The sequence below is a fragment of the Streptomyces sp. NRRL S-118 genome (assembly GCF_000716335.1).
In the GTDB taxonomy this organism is placed as follows: domain Bacteria; phylum Actinomycetota; class Actinomycetes; order Streptomycetales; family Streptomycetaceae; genus Streptomyces.
On sequence record NZ_KL591006.1, the window covers coordinates 279,182 to 291,143 of the forward strand.

Consider the following 11,962-nt stretch of genomic DNA (forward strand, 5'->3'; position numbering starts at 1 on the left):
TCGACCTGCGCGTCGAGCGCGGCACCGTCTTCGCCCTGCTCGGTCCCAACGGCGCCGGCAAGACCACCACCGTCCGCATCCTGGCCACCCTGACCGCCCCGGACGCCGGCCGTGCGCGCGTCGCCGGGCACGACGTGGTCGCCGAACGCTCACGCGTACGCCGGGCGATCAGCCTGACCGGGCAGTTCGCCGCGGTCGACGACGACCAGACGGGCGAGGAGAACCTGCGCATGATGGCCCGGCTCACCGGGCTGTCCCGCGCCGCGGCCGCCCGCCGCGCCGGCGAACTCCTGGAGCGCTTCGGCCTCACCGACGCGCGCCGACGTCTCGCCGCCACGTACTCCGGCGGCATGCGCCGGCGCCTCGACCTGGCCGCGGGCCTGCTCGGCGAGCCCGAGGTGCTCTTCCTGGACGAGCCGACGACCGGTCTCGACCCCCGCAGCCGCCGGCAGTTGTGGGAGGTGGTGCGCGAGGTGGCGGCCCGCGGCACGACGGTGTTCCTCACCACTCAGTACCTGGAGGAGGCCGACCTGCTCGCGGACCGCATCGCCGTCATGGACCGCGGCCGCATCGTCGCCGAGGGCACCGCCCCCGAGCTGAAGGCCCGTCTCTCGGGTCACCGCCTCGACCTGGTCGTCGCCGACCGGGAGACCTACCTGCGCCTGACGCCCCGCGCGGTCCACCACGACCCCGAGGCGCTCACCCTCGGCATCCCGACGGACGGCAGCGCGCCGCACGTCCGTGCCCTGCTCGACGAGCTGGACCCCACGGGCACCGGCATCACCCGCTTCACCCTGCGCACCGCGACCCTCGACGACGTCTTCCTCGCCCTGACCGGCACCGACGGCAAGGAGCCGGCCCGTGTCTGACGCGCTCACCCTGATCGGCCGCGGCATCCGCCTCAGCCGCCGCAACACCGACGCCATGATCACCGCTCTCGCGCTGCCGATCATGCTGATGCTGATCTTCGTGTACTTCTTCGGCGGCGCCATCGAGACCGGCACGCGCTACGTCACGTACGTCGTCCCCGGCGTGCTGCTGCTCTGCGCCGGCTTCGGCGCCGCCGGCACCGCCGTGCGCGTCAGCGACGACATGAAGGGCGGCATCGTCGACCGGCTCCGCTCCATGGACGTCGGGGCCGTCCCGATCCTGGCGGGGCACGTGGGCGCCAGCCTGGCCCGCAACCTCATGTCGACGGGCCTCGTCCTCGGCGTGGCCTTCCTGATCGGCTTCCGCCCCTCGGCCTCCGCCGCCGGCTGGCTCGCCGCGCTCGGCCTCCTGTTCGCCTTCATCCTCGCCATCTCCTGGCTGTCCGCGGCGATCGGACTGGTGGCGCGCACCCCCGAGGCGGCCGGCGGCTTCACCTTCTTCATGATGTTCCTGCCCTACCCGAGCAGCGCCTTCGTCCCGATCGACACCATGCCGAGCTGGCTCCACGGGTTCGCCGACCACCAGCCGGTCACCCCGGTCATCGAGTCGCTGCGCGCCCTGCTCCTCGGCCGGCCGGCGGGCGACGCCCCCTGGATCGCGCTCGCCTGGTGCGCAGGGCTGCTGGCGCTGGGCGTCGCCGTCTCCGGCACGCTGCTGCGCGTCCGTACGCGCTGACGCGCCGGGAGACCGCCGCGGCGGGCCCGGCCCCGCGTCAGAAGACGTCGGGGCACCACGGCCGCCGCGACGTACGCAGCAGCAGGTCGGCCCGCGCGGCCGCACCCGGTACGGACTCCTCCACCCGCCCCAGCGCGGCCAGCCGCACCGCCGACTCGTCGCCCAGGAAGAGCACGGCCAGCTCCCCGATGTCCATCGTCAGGTCGGCCGACCGGCCCGTCGGGGCGCAGCTCGCCCCCTCGGGCGAGGCGTCCAGCAGGAACCGCCCGCCCGCCAGGCCCGCCGCGTCCCGCAGCTCCAGCACGAGCGTGCCGGACGTGCCGTACGTCCGGGACTCCAGGGCCCGTACGACGTCGAGGATGCGCACCCACAGCCAGTCCGCGTGCGTCGTGACGCGCGCCGCCCGCGGGTCCGGCAGCAGCAGCGGCAGCAGCTCGTCCGGGGCGCGGTGCCCGCTCTTGACGAGGGTGATCCAGTCGATGGAGCAGACGAACCGCCACAGCGCGCGCTCGGCCGCCGGGGTGAGGGCGATCAGTTCGCGCACGGTCGCGGTGTTCATCGGCTGCTTGCCGTCGTCCCACCGGTCGTCCGCGGTGTACGCGACGTACCCCTCGACCTCGCCGGACGCCGAGCGGTACGTCGCGTAGAACGGCTCGCGCCACTGCTCGTCGGGCAGCGGGTCCACGCCCGTGCGCACCTGCCAGCCCAGCTCGGTGCGGCTGACCACACCGGGCCGGACCGCGCGCAGCCGATCGTGCACCAGCCGGGCCGTGGTGCGCAGCTCGGGCGCGTCGGCCAGGTCGATGCGCCCGCCGTCGTCCGGGCCCGACCAGCGCGGGTCGAGGCCGGCGCGCCGCACGTCGACGGTCCACTCGGTGATCCAGGTGGCCGGCCCGAAGCCGTACCGCCCGTAGATCGGGTACTCGGCGGCGATCAGCGTCGAGACGACGTCGCCCCGCTCCTTGGCCGCCGCCAGGTCGGTGCGCATCATCCGGCTCAGCAGCCCGCGGCGCCGGTGCGTGGGCGAGACGGTCACGGCGGTCACGGCGCTCGCGGGCAGTGCGGCGCCGCCCACGGCGGTGAGCTCCTGCGCGAACGACCGGAACGTGGCCACGCAGCGCCCGCCGTCGAACGCCCCCTGGACCCGCGCCAGGTCCATGTGCGGCCGGATCTTCGCGACCTCGGCGTCCATCACCACCGGCGGCACCAGGAAACCGGTACGCCGGGCACGCACCCAGTCGGGCAGTTCTGACTCGGTCACGGTGCGGACGTCCACGGTCATGACGGCCACGCTAAGCGGGCGCTCGCCCCCGGCGCACCGGATTTTCGGGGAGGCGGCCTTCCGGAGGCGGCCTCAGAACGCGGCGCGGACCTCGCCGACCCGCTCCCCGCCGCCGAGCAGGGGCGCCTCAGCGATCCGCGCCACCACCGGCGCCCCGGCGTCCACGCCGAGCAGTTCCAGGCCGCGTGCCAGGACCGGGCCCATCGCCCGCGCCGATCCGTCGTCGATCTTGAAGGCCAGGGCGCGCCCGTCCGCCAGGGCCACCGCCTGCACGGCTTCCGCGCCCATCTTCGACAGCGTTCCCGGCACCTCGCGCATCAGCCAGGTGTCCGGGCGCCGCGTGCCCGCCACATACTCGGGGTGCTCCCGCATCGCGTCGGCGACCCGGCGCTGCGGGGTGCCCGGCTCGGCCAGCACGTAGGAGCGGAACGCCCGGGCGAGGCCCACCAGGCTGATCGCCATCAGCGGCGCACCGCACCCGTCCGTCCCCACGGCATGGACCTGCTCGCCGGAGGCCGCCTCGACCTCGGAGAGGACCAGCTGCTGCAGGGGGTGGCCCGGGTCCAGGTAGCCGGCGGTGTCCCAGCCGTTCAGGGCGCAGGCGGCGAGCATCGCGGTGTGCTTGCCGGAGCAGTTCATGGTGACGCGGTCCCGCACCTGCCCGCCGGCCAGGTACGCCTCCGCCTCCGCCGGGTCCAGCGGCAGGTCGGGCGGAGTCAGCAGCTGGGTCTCGGACAGCCCGTACCCGGCGAGCATCTTCCGGACGAGATCCAGGTGGAACGGTTCGCCGGAGTGGCTCGCGGCGGCCAGGGCCAGCCGCTCCCCCGACAGGTCGAGCCCCGCGCGCAGCAGCGCGGCCGCCTGCATGGGCTTGTTCGAGGAGCGCGGGAAGACCGGCCCCGTCACGTTCCCGGCGGTGAACTCGATCGTGCCGTCCTCGGCCAGCACGACCAGCGATCCCCGGTGATGGCCCTCGACGAAGCCCGACCGGACCACTTCGGCGAGGACCGGAGGTATGGATGCGGTGGCGGAGGTGGAGGTCATGACGGTGGCCTTCCGGGACGAGACCCGCGTCCAGCACTCAGGTGAGCAGGTCGTCTACTTGTGCTTCGCCTTCACGGTACCTGCGGGCGATCTCGGCACTGCAATCGTCGGCCGTCCGCTGGAGCTGCTGACGGCGCCTGGAGACCTGTTGTTCATAGCGTGCCAGGCGCCCCATCGCGGCGCGCAGCTCTTCGTCCGTTCGGGCGGTCAGGTCCGACAGCTCGACCTCGCCGAGCATCTCGGCGGCCAGCCTCCGGAACGCCTCCCCGCGGGGCGTCGAAACGGTGACGTGCCGGGCCGACGAGCGGTGGCTGGAGGGGGTGTCGGCGAGGATCTCGGAGAGCCGGTCCACCACCGGGACCTGCGCGCCGCCGCGGCGGCCCAGCTCGGCCCGCAGGATGTCGATACGGCCCTGGAGCAGCCGTCGCACGTAGCTCAGGTCGGCCTCGTCGCCGTGCGCGTCACGGCGCAGGGCGCGCAGCTCCGGCAGCCGCAGGGCCTTCAGGTCGGGCGGCCGCACCTCCGGCAGAACGGATTCGGCCGACGTCCGCTGCCCGGGCGGCCTGAGGTGCGCATGATGTACGGCATGCGACGGCGACTGCCCGGCGCCAGGTGTGCTCATGGTGGATCCGTCCCCTCGACCGGTGCGGAGCCGCACCGCCTGACAGGCATGGTGCCACTCCCGCATGCGATGTGCAGGTGCTCTGCACCCGTTCGGCCCCGTTACGTTTGTACGCATGCGTGCAGTGGTGCAGAGGGTGGACGGCGCGAGCGTCGTCGTCGCAGGGGAGACCGTCGGCGAGATCGTCGGCGAAGGACTGTGTGTGCTGGTGGGCGTCACCCACGAGGACACCGCGGAGAAGGCGGCGCAGCTGGCCCGCAAACTGTGGTCGGTGCGGATCCTGGAGGGCGAGAAGTCCTGCTCGGACGTGCATGCGCCCTTGCTGGTGATCTCGCAGTTCACCCTCTACGGGGACGCCCGCAAGGGCCGCCGCCCCACCTGGAACGCGGCGGCGCCCGGCGAGGTGGCGGAGCCGCTGGTGGACGAGGTGGTGGCGCGGCTGCGGGAGCTGGGGGCGCACGTGGAGACGGGCCGCTTCGGAGCGGACATGCGCGTCTCGCTCACGAACCACGGCCCGTTCACCCTCGTCATCGACGTCTAGGGTCTGTCGCTTGGGTCGGGCTGGAGCCCGGCAGGATCCGAACGAGAGGGCCCTTGGACCCCGCTAGGGCTCGACGACGACCTCCTGGGCGGCGGCCGTGCCGCCCGCGAGGAGGTCGGCGTCCACCGGCACGTTGCGCTTGACCAGCGCGAGCGCGATGGGGCCGAGTTCGTGGTGGCGCACCGCGGTGGTGACGAAGCCGAGCTGCCGCCCCTCCTCGCCGTCCTCCTTCAGCCGCACCGGCGTACCGGGAGCCGGGAGGTGCACCTCGCTGCCGTCCAGGTGCAGGAAGACCAGCCGGCGCGGCGGCTTCCCCAGGTTGTGGACGCGCGCCACGGTCTCCTGGCCGCGGTAGCAGCCCTTCTGGAGGTGGACCGCGGTGCCGATCAGCCCGATCTCGTGCGGGATGGTGCGGTGGTCGGTCTCGAAGCCGAGGCGGGGGCGGTGCGCCTCGACCCGCAGCGCCTCGTACGCCCATATCCCGGCGAGCGGGCCGTGCGCCTCCGCGTACGCCTCCAGGTCGGCACGCGGCAGGAACAGGTCGCGGCCGTGCGGCGTCTCCCGTACGGCGACGCCTTCCGGCACCTCGGCGATGGAGCCCGCCGGGAGGTGGACGACGGCGAAGTCGTCCGTGCGGTCGGCGACCTCGACCCGGTAGAAGAACTTCATCGACTCCAGGTAGCCGATCAGCGCCTCCTGCGTCCCCGGCTCGACGTGCGCCCAGACGGTCGCGCCGTCGTCGACCAGGTACAGGGCGTGCTCGATGTGGCCGTTGGCGGAGAGGACCAGCGCCTCGGTGGCGTGCCCGGCGGGCAGCTCGCTGACGTGCTGCGTGAGCAGCAGGTGCAGCCAGCTCAGCCGGTCCTCGCCGCTGACGGTCACCACACCGCGGTGGCCGAGGTCGACCAGGCCCTTGCCGTCGGCGAGCGCGCGCTGCTCGCGGAACAGGTCGCCGTAGTGGGCGGCGACACCTTCGTCGCGTCCCTCGGCGGGCACCGCGCCGGGCCGGGACAGGAGAGGGCTCTTCATGGCCTTAAGCCTACGACCCGCTGGTCGTATCTTTCGCTGTGCAGTCCCGGCACCGGCCGAAGATCGCGAAGTGTTTGAGGTCGGTGTCGAAACCGAAGGTCTCGCGCAGCTTGCCGGTGAACTCCGCGGCCACCTCCACGTCCGCCTCGATGACGTCCGTGCAGTCCCGGCACACCAGGTGCAGGTGGTGGTGGCGGTCGGCGAGGTGGTACGTGGGCGCCCCGTGCCCGAGGTGGGCATGGCTGACCAGCCCGAGCTCCTCGAGCAGCTCCAGCGTCCGGTAGACGGTGGAGATGTTCACGCCGGACGCCGTCTTGCGCACCTCGCTCAGAATGGCGTCGGGCGTCGCGTGCTCCAGCGCGTCCACCGCCTCCAGGACGAGCTGGCGCTGGGGAGTCAGCCGGTAACCGCGCTGCCGTAGGTCGCTCTTCCAGTCGGTGCTCACCACGCCGTCCAGTGTAGGAGCACCGACCCGGAAAGCCCCCGGCCTACTTGAAGAAGGCGATGCCGTCGTCCGGCAGGTCGCCGAGGTCCTTGGCCCACGCCTCCACCTGCTCGGGCGTGACGACCTTCTTCAGGTGCGCCGACATGTACGGCCGCAGCGGCACCTCGGGCGTCGACTTCTCGCCGACCCACATCAGGTCGCCCTTCACGTAGCCGTACAGCCGCTTGCCACCGCTGTACGGGCCGGAGGCCGCGGTGCGCGCGACGGCGTCCGTCGCCAGGTCGATCTGCGGCTTCTGGTCGGCGAGCTCGCCGTACCAGACCTCGACGATGCCCTGGTCGCGCACCATCACGATCTCGACCTTGCGGTCCTTGTCGATGCGCCAGTAGCCGCTCTCGCTCTCCAGCGGCCGCACCTTGTTGCCCTCGGCGTCCAGGACCCAGGTGCGGGAGGTGTACTCGATGAAGTCCCGGCCGTCGTGGCTGAAGGTCACGGACTGGCCGAAGTTGCACTTCTCGGCGCCGGGGAAGTCGGACACGCCCGCGCCCTCCCACGTACCGAGGAGGAACGCGAGCGGGACGAGGTCGGGGTTCAGGTCGGACGGGATCTCGATCATGAGCAGCTCAGTCGATCTGTAGGAGTGGTCAGCGCTGGCCCTGGTACAGCTTCTTCACGGTGAGGGCGGCGAAGGCGATGACGCCGATGCAGACCAGGACCAGCAGGGCGGAGAAGAAAGCCTCAAGCACGGGTGCTCCTCGGTGAGCGATGTGGGCGAAGAAGGGGCCGAGTCCCAGCGTAATGGGTGGGCCCCGGGCCCTCGCTGTGAGGTTCGCCGGGCCGCCGCGCATTACAGTTCGGCGTATGGCGAAGAAGCTCGTGATCAAGGTGACCGCAGGGGCCGACGCGCCCGAGCGCTGTTCGCAGGCCTTCACGGTGGCGGCGGTCGCCGTGGCCAGCGGGGTGGAGGTCTCGCTCTGGCTGACCGGTGAGTCCTCGTGGTTCGCGCTGCCCGGCCGGGCCGCCGAGTTCGAGCTGCCGCACGCGGCGCCCCTGCCGGACCTGATCGACTCCGTCCTGGCGGGCGGGCAGGTCACGCTGTGCACCCAGTGCGCCGCCCGGCGCGGGATCACCGAGAAGGACGTGCTGGACGGCGTGCGGATCGCGGGGGCGCAGGTCTTCGTCAGCGAGTCGATGGCCGACGGCACCCAGGCGCTGGTCTACTGACGCTTCTTCTTGCCGTCCAGCTCGTCCCACCACTCGTCGGACGTGGGGTCGCCGGAAGGGTCGTCCCACCAGCGGTCGTCGGGTCCGCGCCGGTTGGCGACCACGGCGGCGACCGGCGGGATGACCATGGCGACGACGCACAGGGCGACGGCGGCGGGCACCGACCACAGCCGTACGACGGCCCAGGCGCCCACGAAGAGCACCAGGCAGGCCGTCATCATCCCGAAGTAGACGTGCCGACGCCGGGCGTACATACGTCCAGCGTAGGACGGGAACGACCGAAGGGCCGCACCTCGTATCCCGGTAAGCGTCCAACCCCCAGGAGGTGCGGCCCTTCGGCCGGTCTGCGTGACGTTGCCGTCAGACGGCGATGGCCACCTCGGCCAGGCCGCCCTTCTGGGCGACGACCGTGCGGTCGGCCGTGCCGCCGGGAACCAGGGCGCGGACGGTCCAGGTGCCCTCGGCCGCGTAGAACCGGAACTGGCCCGTCGCGGAGGTCGGGACCTCGGCGGTGAACTCGCCGGTCGAGTCCAGCAGACGGACGTAGCCGGTCACCGGCTCGCCGTCGCGGGTCACCTGGCCCTGGATGGTGGTCTCACCGGGCTTGATCGTCGAAGCGTCCGGGCCGCCGGCCTGTGCTCCACACATGGGTACTCCTGAGGGGTGTGAGGGGTGGACGGGAGGTCCGGATTACTTGTTGGCGCCGATCTCGATCGGCACGCCGACGAGGGAGCCGTACTCGGTCCACGAGCCGTCGTAGTTCTTGACGTTCTCCTGGCCGAGCAGCTCGTGCAGGACGAACCAGGTCAGGGCCGAGCGCTCACCGATGCGGCAGTAGGCGATGGTGTCCTTCGCCAGGTCGACCTGCTCCTGGGCGTAGAGCTCCTTGAGCTCCTCGTCCGACTTGAAGGTGCCGTCGTCGTTGGCGTTCTTCGACCACGGGATGTTGCGGGCGGTCGGCACGTGGCCGGGACGCTGCGACTGCTCCTGCGGCAGGTGCGCCGGGGCGAGCAGCTTGCCGCTGAACTCGTCGGGGGAGCGCACGTCGACCAGGTTCAGGGTGCCGATGGCGGCCACGACGTCGTCGCGGAAGGCGCGGATCGAGGTGTCCTGGGCCTTGGCCTTGTACTCGGTGGCCGGGCGGTTCGGGACCTCGGAGCCGTCGACCAGGTCGCGGGAGTCGAGCTCCCACTTCTTGCGGCCGCCGTCGAGGAGCTTGACGCTCTCGTGGCCGTACAGCTTGAAGTACCAGTAGGCGTACGAGGCGAACCAGTTGTTGTTGCCGCCGTAGAGGACGACGGTGTCGTCGTTGGCGATGCCCTTCGCGGAGAGGAGCTTCTCGAAGCCCTCCTGGTCGACGAAGTCGCGGCGGACCGGGTCCTGGAGGTCCTGCTTCCAGTCGATCCGGACGGCGTTCCTGATGTGGTTCTTGTCGTACGCGGACGTGTCCTCGTCGACCTCCACGATCACGACCTTCGGGTCGTCGAGGTGGGCCTCGACCCAGTCGGCGTCTACCAGGACGTCGCTGCGGCTCATGCTGTTTCTCCTCCGGGGCAGTGTGCGGCGGGGTGTGACGGGGTGGTGCCGGGTCGCTCGTCGCGTACGGGGGTACGGCGCTGCGAGCGCGTGTGTGGCTGCGTCGGCACGAGGGGTGGGCCCGAGGTCTCGAAAGGGCCCGGGGAACGCGGGAGGCGGGCTCCCGCTCAGATGGAGCGACAGAGCATGGCGGCGACGCGGCACAGGTCTACTGCCCGCCGCTTCGTGAGGTCCGCGTGTCGCTTCATGACGCCGATCGTAGGGACGGACCGGCGGCCGTGTCACCGGTGTGTCATATTTTGAGACACGATCGTCCGGCATGTGGGACCGGTGATCGATCCGGGCGCCTGCCGCCCGGGCCGGGCCGGGCGCATCGCCGCAGGTGGCTTACGGAGCGGACGCCGCCGTCTCACCATGTGGTGCGCCGTCCGATTCCGCCCGGAATCAGCCCGCCACGACGACGTTCGTGCCGGTCAGCGTGATGACGAGGCCCTCGGCCGTCGCCTCCGCCTTCTGCAGCTTCAGGCCGGCCGGCAGACCGCCGATCTTCCGGTCGAAATCGGTACGCGCCCGGACGCGCTCCTCCACGCCCGGGATGTCCTCGCCCGGCACCGCGTCGGCGCGGACGCGGAGGGTGTCGCCGTCGACGATGCTCACCGTGGACAGCACGCTGCGCGTGATGCTGCCGAACACCGGGACCTGGATGGAGCCGGTCACCTTGACCTTGCCCTTGCCGCCGTGGCCGACGGTGACGTCCTCGCCGGACGCCGTGCCGAGGTCGGCGTACGAGATACGGGCGGTGCCGGTGGCGGTGGCGGCGGTGGCCTTGGAGAAGTTGTCCTCCAGCCGCACGTCGTGGAGGTCGGCGGTCAGCTCGGCGATGCGTACCTTCCTGTCGCCGGCCGTCGCCTCGATCCCGGTGAGGGTGACGCCGACCTCGTCGAGCTCCTTGCCCATGACCTGGGTGAGGAAGGGGAAGCCCTGGATGGAGACGTCCGTGGAGCCGGACGGCGCGCCCTGGCGGGCCCGGATCCGGTCGGCCGCCTCGGACTCGGCGTAGTTCACCGCCAGCCGGTCCGCGATGGCGAAGAGGCCGCCCAGGATGACGGCGGTGATCAGCAGTATTCGCAGTGCACGCATGACTCGGTGTTCCCCCACCCTGTTCGCGCCCGGACCCCCGTCACGCCATGATCGACGTGCGGGGCTGTTCCTTTGGTTCCCCGGTCAGACCAGGGCACGCCCCAGGAGGTACACCGCGGGCGCGGCCAGGGCGAGCGGCAGCGCCACACCGGCCGTCATGTGGACGAAGCGCGACGGGTAGTCGTAGCTCGCCGCCCGGTGCCCGGCGAGGGCGCACACCCCGGCGCCGAGTCCCAGCAGCGCGCCCGGGGCCCCGATGCCGGTCATCCCGCCGGCCGCGACCCCGGCGCCCGCCGCGGCGAGCAGGGCGACGACCAGGGACGCGGCGCCCGGCAGGGGCAGCGCGCGGGCGAGGACGGCGGCCGCGACCGCGAGCGCCCCGACGATCACGGCGTCCGGCGCGGCCGCCAGGTGTCCGGTCGCGACGATCGCCAGCGCCGCCGACGCGACGGTGGCCATCAGGCCGTACATGCGCTCCTCGGCGCCCGCGTGGCTGCGCAGCTGGAGGACGACGACGAGCAGGACCCACACGCCGAGGGTGCCGAGGATCGCGGCCGGCGCGTGCTCCCGGCCGGCGGCGAGCAGCGCGACGTCCGCGGTGAGGCCGCCCGCGAAGGCGAGCGCGATGCCCTGGCGGGCCGGCCACATGCCGTTGAGCCGGAACCAGCCGGCGGCGGTGACGGCCTGGAGCAGGACCAGCGGGACCAGCAGCCCGTACGTGCCGACGGCGGCGCCCCCCGCCATCAGCACGCCCAGCAGCGCGGTCAGCGCGGCGGACTGCATGCCGGGTTCGATGATCGGCGAGCGCCCTTCGGCGCGGGCGCGCTGGGCGTCGGTGATCCGGGCGTTCCCGGCGGTGACCGGCGCGCTGTACGCCGGCTCGCCGGCCGCCGCCGGGGCGGGCTCGGGCGGTACCGCCCGCAGGGTCGTGGTGGGAGGGTCGTACGGGACCTCGGGCGGCAGCGGGTACGCCCCCTGCCCGGGCGCGGCGCCCTGGACCGGCAGATAGGCGGTCGCGGCCGCGTCCGGCTGCTGCGGGGCGGGCGGCGCCTGCGGCCCGGGCCGGACGGCCGGCTGGTAGGAGGTGTCCCAGGTCTGGCCCTCCCACGTCTGCGCGACGCCGGGGTCCTGGTACCCGTAGGCGGGGTCTGCGTAGGCGGCTTCCCCGTACGCGGGGTCCCCGTACGGCGGGTACTGCTGATCGCTGCTGCTCATGCTGTGCGGTTCACCCTCCTGCGAACGGCGGGAGCACCTCGACCGTGCCGCCCTCGGCCAGCCGTACGGTCTCATGCCCGCGCGTCCCCACGGGGTCGCCGTCGACCAGGTACGAGCACCGCTGCAGCACGCGGACGAGCTCACCGGGATGCCGCTCGCGCACGGCCTCCAGCGCCTCGGCCAGGGTCTCCGCGGCGTACGGCTCCTCGGCGGTCCCGGCGGCGGCCTTGGCCGCGGCCCAGTAGCGGATGGTCCCCGCTGCCATAGCGGCACTCCTTT

At 72.7% G+C, this 11,962-nt stretch carries 17 protein-coding genes; 4 read left to right on the forward strand and 13 right to left on the reverse strand.

Annotation, left to right across the window (positions count from 1 at the left end; translation table 11 throughout):
• Positions 1-869, forward strand: an 869-nt coding sequence (locus tag IH00_RS0114155) for a daunorubicin resistance protein DrrA family ABC transporter ATP-binding protein (protein WP_031073364.1), incomplete at its 5' end; no start/stop codon positions are given.
• Positions 862-1,605 (forward strand): ABC transporter permease, encoded by a 744-nt coding sequence (locus IH00_RS0114160; protein ID WP_031073366.1) that lies wholly within the window; start codon positions 862-864, stop codon positions 1,603-1,605. The genes IH00_RS0114155 and IH00_RS0114160, both read left to right, overlap by 8 nt.
• Before the next feature lie 37 nt (positions 1,606-1,642).
• Here IH00_RS0114160 and IH00_RS0114165 read toward each other — a convergent pair whose 3' ends face one another.
• From IH00_RS0114165 to IH00_RS0114175, 3 genes are all read right to left on the reverse strand, one after another.
• Positions 1,643-2,887: a GNAT family N-acetyltransferase gene (locus IH00_RS0114165; protein ID WP_031073368.1), complete on the reverse strand. Its 1,245-nt coding sequence runs from the start codon at positions 2,885-2,887 to the stop codon at positions 1,643-1,645.
• A 72-nt stretch (positions 2,888-2,959) separates the two neighbouring features.
• Positions 2,960-3,931 carry an asparaginase gene (locus IH00_RS0114170; RefSeq protein WP_031073369.1) on the reverse strand — a complete coding sequence of 324 codons (972 nt, stop codon included), beginning with the start codon at positions 3,929-3,931 and terminating at the stop codon, positions 2,960-2,962.
• A gap of 37 nt (positions 3,932-3,968) precedes the next feature.
• Entirely contained in the window at positions 3,969-4,553 is a 585-nt protein-coding gene (locus tag IH00_RS0114175; RefSeq protein ID WP_031073371.1) for an RsiG family protein, read from the reverse strand.
• Between the two features lie 115 nt (positions 4,554-4,668).
• Here IH00_RS0114175 and dtd point away from each other — a divergent pair, with 115 nt between their 5' ends.
• Positions 4,669-5,094: a D-aminoacyl-tRNA deacylase gene (gene dtd, locus IH00_RS0114180; RefSeq protein WP_031073372.1), complete on the forward strand. Its 426-nt coding sequence runs from the start codon at positions 4,669-4,671 to the stop codon at positions 5,092-5,094.
• Positions 5,095-5,157: 63 nt separating this feature from the next.
• Here the strand turns inward: dtd and IH00_RS0114185 are convergent, their stop codons facing one another.
• From IH00_RS0114185 to IH00_RS0114195, 3 genes are read right to left on the reverse strand one after another with little or no spacing between them, the layout of a single operon-like run.
• Entirely contained in the window at positions 5,158-6,123 is a 966-nt protein-coding gene (locus IH00_RS0114185; protein WP_031073374.1) for a CAF17-like 4Fe-4S cluster assembly/insertion protein YgfZ, read from the reverse strand.
• Positions 6,124-6,133: 10 nt separating this feature from the next.
• Positions 6,134-6,571: a Fur family transcriptional regulator gene (locus tag IH00_RS0114190; RefSeq protein WP_031073376.1), complete on the reverse strand. Its 438-nt coding sequence runs from the start codon at positions 6,569-6,571 to the stop codon at positions 6,134-6,136.
• Between the two features lie 40 nt (positions 6,572-6,611).
• Complete coding sequence (locus IH00_RS0114195) at positions 6,612-7,184, reverse strand: heme-binding beta-barrel domain-containing protein (RefSeq protein WP_031073377.1); 573 nt, start codon at positions 7,182-7,184, stop codon at positions 6,612-6,614.
• 245 nt (positions 7,185-7,429) lie between these two features.
• Between IH00_RS0114195 and IH00_RS0114205 the strand changes: the two genes are divergently transcribed.
• Positions 7,430-7,792: a DsrE family protein gene (locus IH00_RS0114205; protein ID WP_031073381.1), complete on the forward strand. Its 363-nt coding sequence runs from the start codon at positions 7,430-7,432 to the stop codon at positions 7,790-7,792.
• Here the strand turns inward: IH00_RS0114205 and IH00_RS0114210 are convergent.
• The 7 genes from IH00_RS0114210 to IH00_RS0114235 all read right to left on the reverse strand — a co-directional run bounded on the left by IH00_RS0114210 (position 7,786) and on the right by IH00_RS0114235 (position 11,948).
• On the reverse strand, positions 7,786-8,046 hold the full coding sequence (locus IH00_RS0114210) for a DUF3099 domain-containing protein (RefSeq protein ID WP_031073383.1): 261 nt from the start codon (positions 8,044-8,046) through the stop codon (positions 7,786-7,788). The genes IH00_RS0114205 and IH00_RS0114210 overlap by 7 nt on opposite strands.
• 106 nt (positions 8,047-8,152) lie before the next feature.
• Positions 8,153-8,440, reverse strand: coding sequence for a DUF1416 domain-containing protein (locus IH00_RS0114215; protein WP_031073384.1), 288 nt, complete (start codon positions 8,438-8,440; stop codon positions 8,153-8,155).
• 42 nt (positions 8,441-8,482) lie between these two features.
• Positions 8,483-9,328, reverse strand: coding sequence for a sulfurtransferase (locus IH00_RS0114220; RefSeq protein WP_031073385.1), 846 nt, complete (start codon positions 9,326-9,328; stop codon positions 8,483-8,485).
• A 167-nt stretch (positions 9,329-9,495) separates the two neighbouring features.
• A complete protein-coding gene (locus IH00_RS45420; protein ID WP_391812463.1) occupies positions 9,496-9,576 on the reverse strand; it encodes a putative leader peptide in 81 nt (26 codons plus the stop codon).
• Between the two features lie 196 nt (positions 9,577-9,772).
• Complete coding sequence (locus IH00_RS0114225; protein WP_031073387.1) at positions 9,773-10,468, reverse strand: LmeA family phospholipid-binding protein; 696 nt, start codon at positions 10,466-10,468, stop codon at positions 9,773-9,775.
• Positions 10,469-10,552: 84 nt separating this feature from the next.
• Positions 10,553-11,758: a hypothetical protein gene (locus IH00_RS0114230; protein WP_420710874.1), complete on the reverse strand. Its 1,206-nt coding sequence runs from the start codon at positions 11,756-11,758 to the stop codon at positions 10,553-10,555.
• Entirely contained in the window at positions 11,694-11,948 is a 255-nt protein-coding gene (locus IH00_RS0114235) for a MoaD/ThiS family protein (protein ID WP_031073391.1), read from the reverse strand. Before IH00_RS0114235 ends, IH00_RS0114230 begins: the two co-directional genes overlap by 65 nt.
• Positions 11,949-11,962 lie beyond the last annotated feature (14 nt).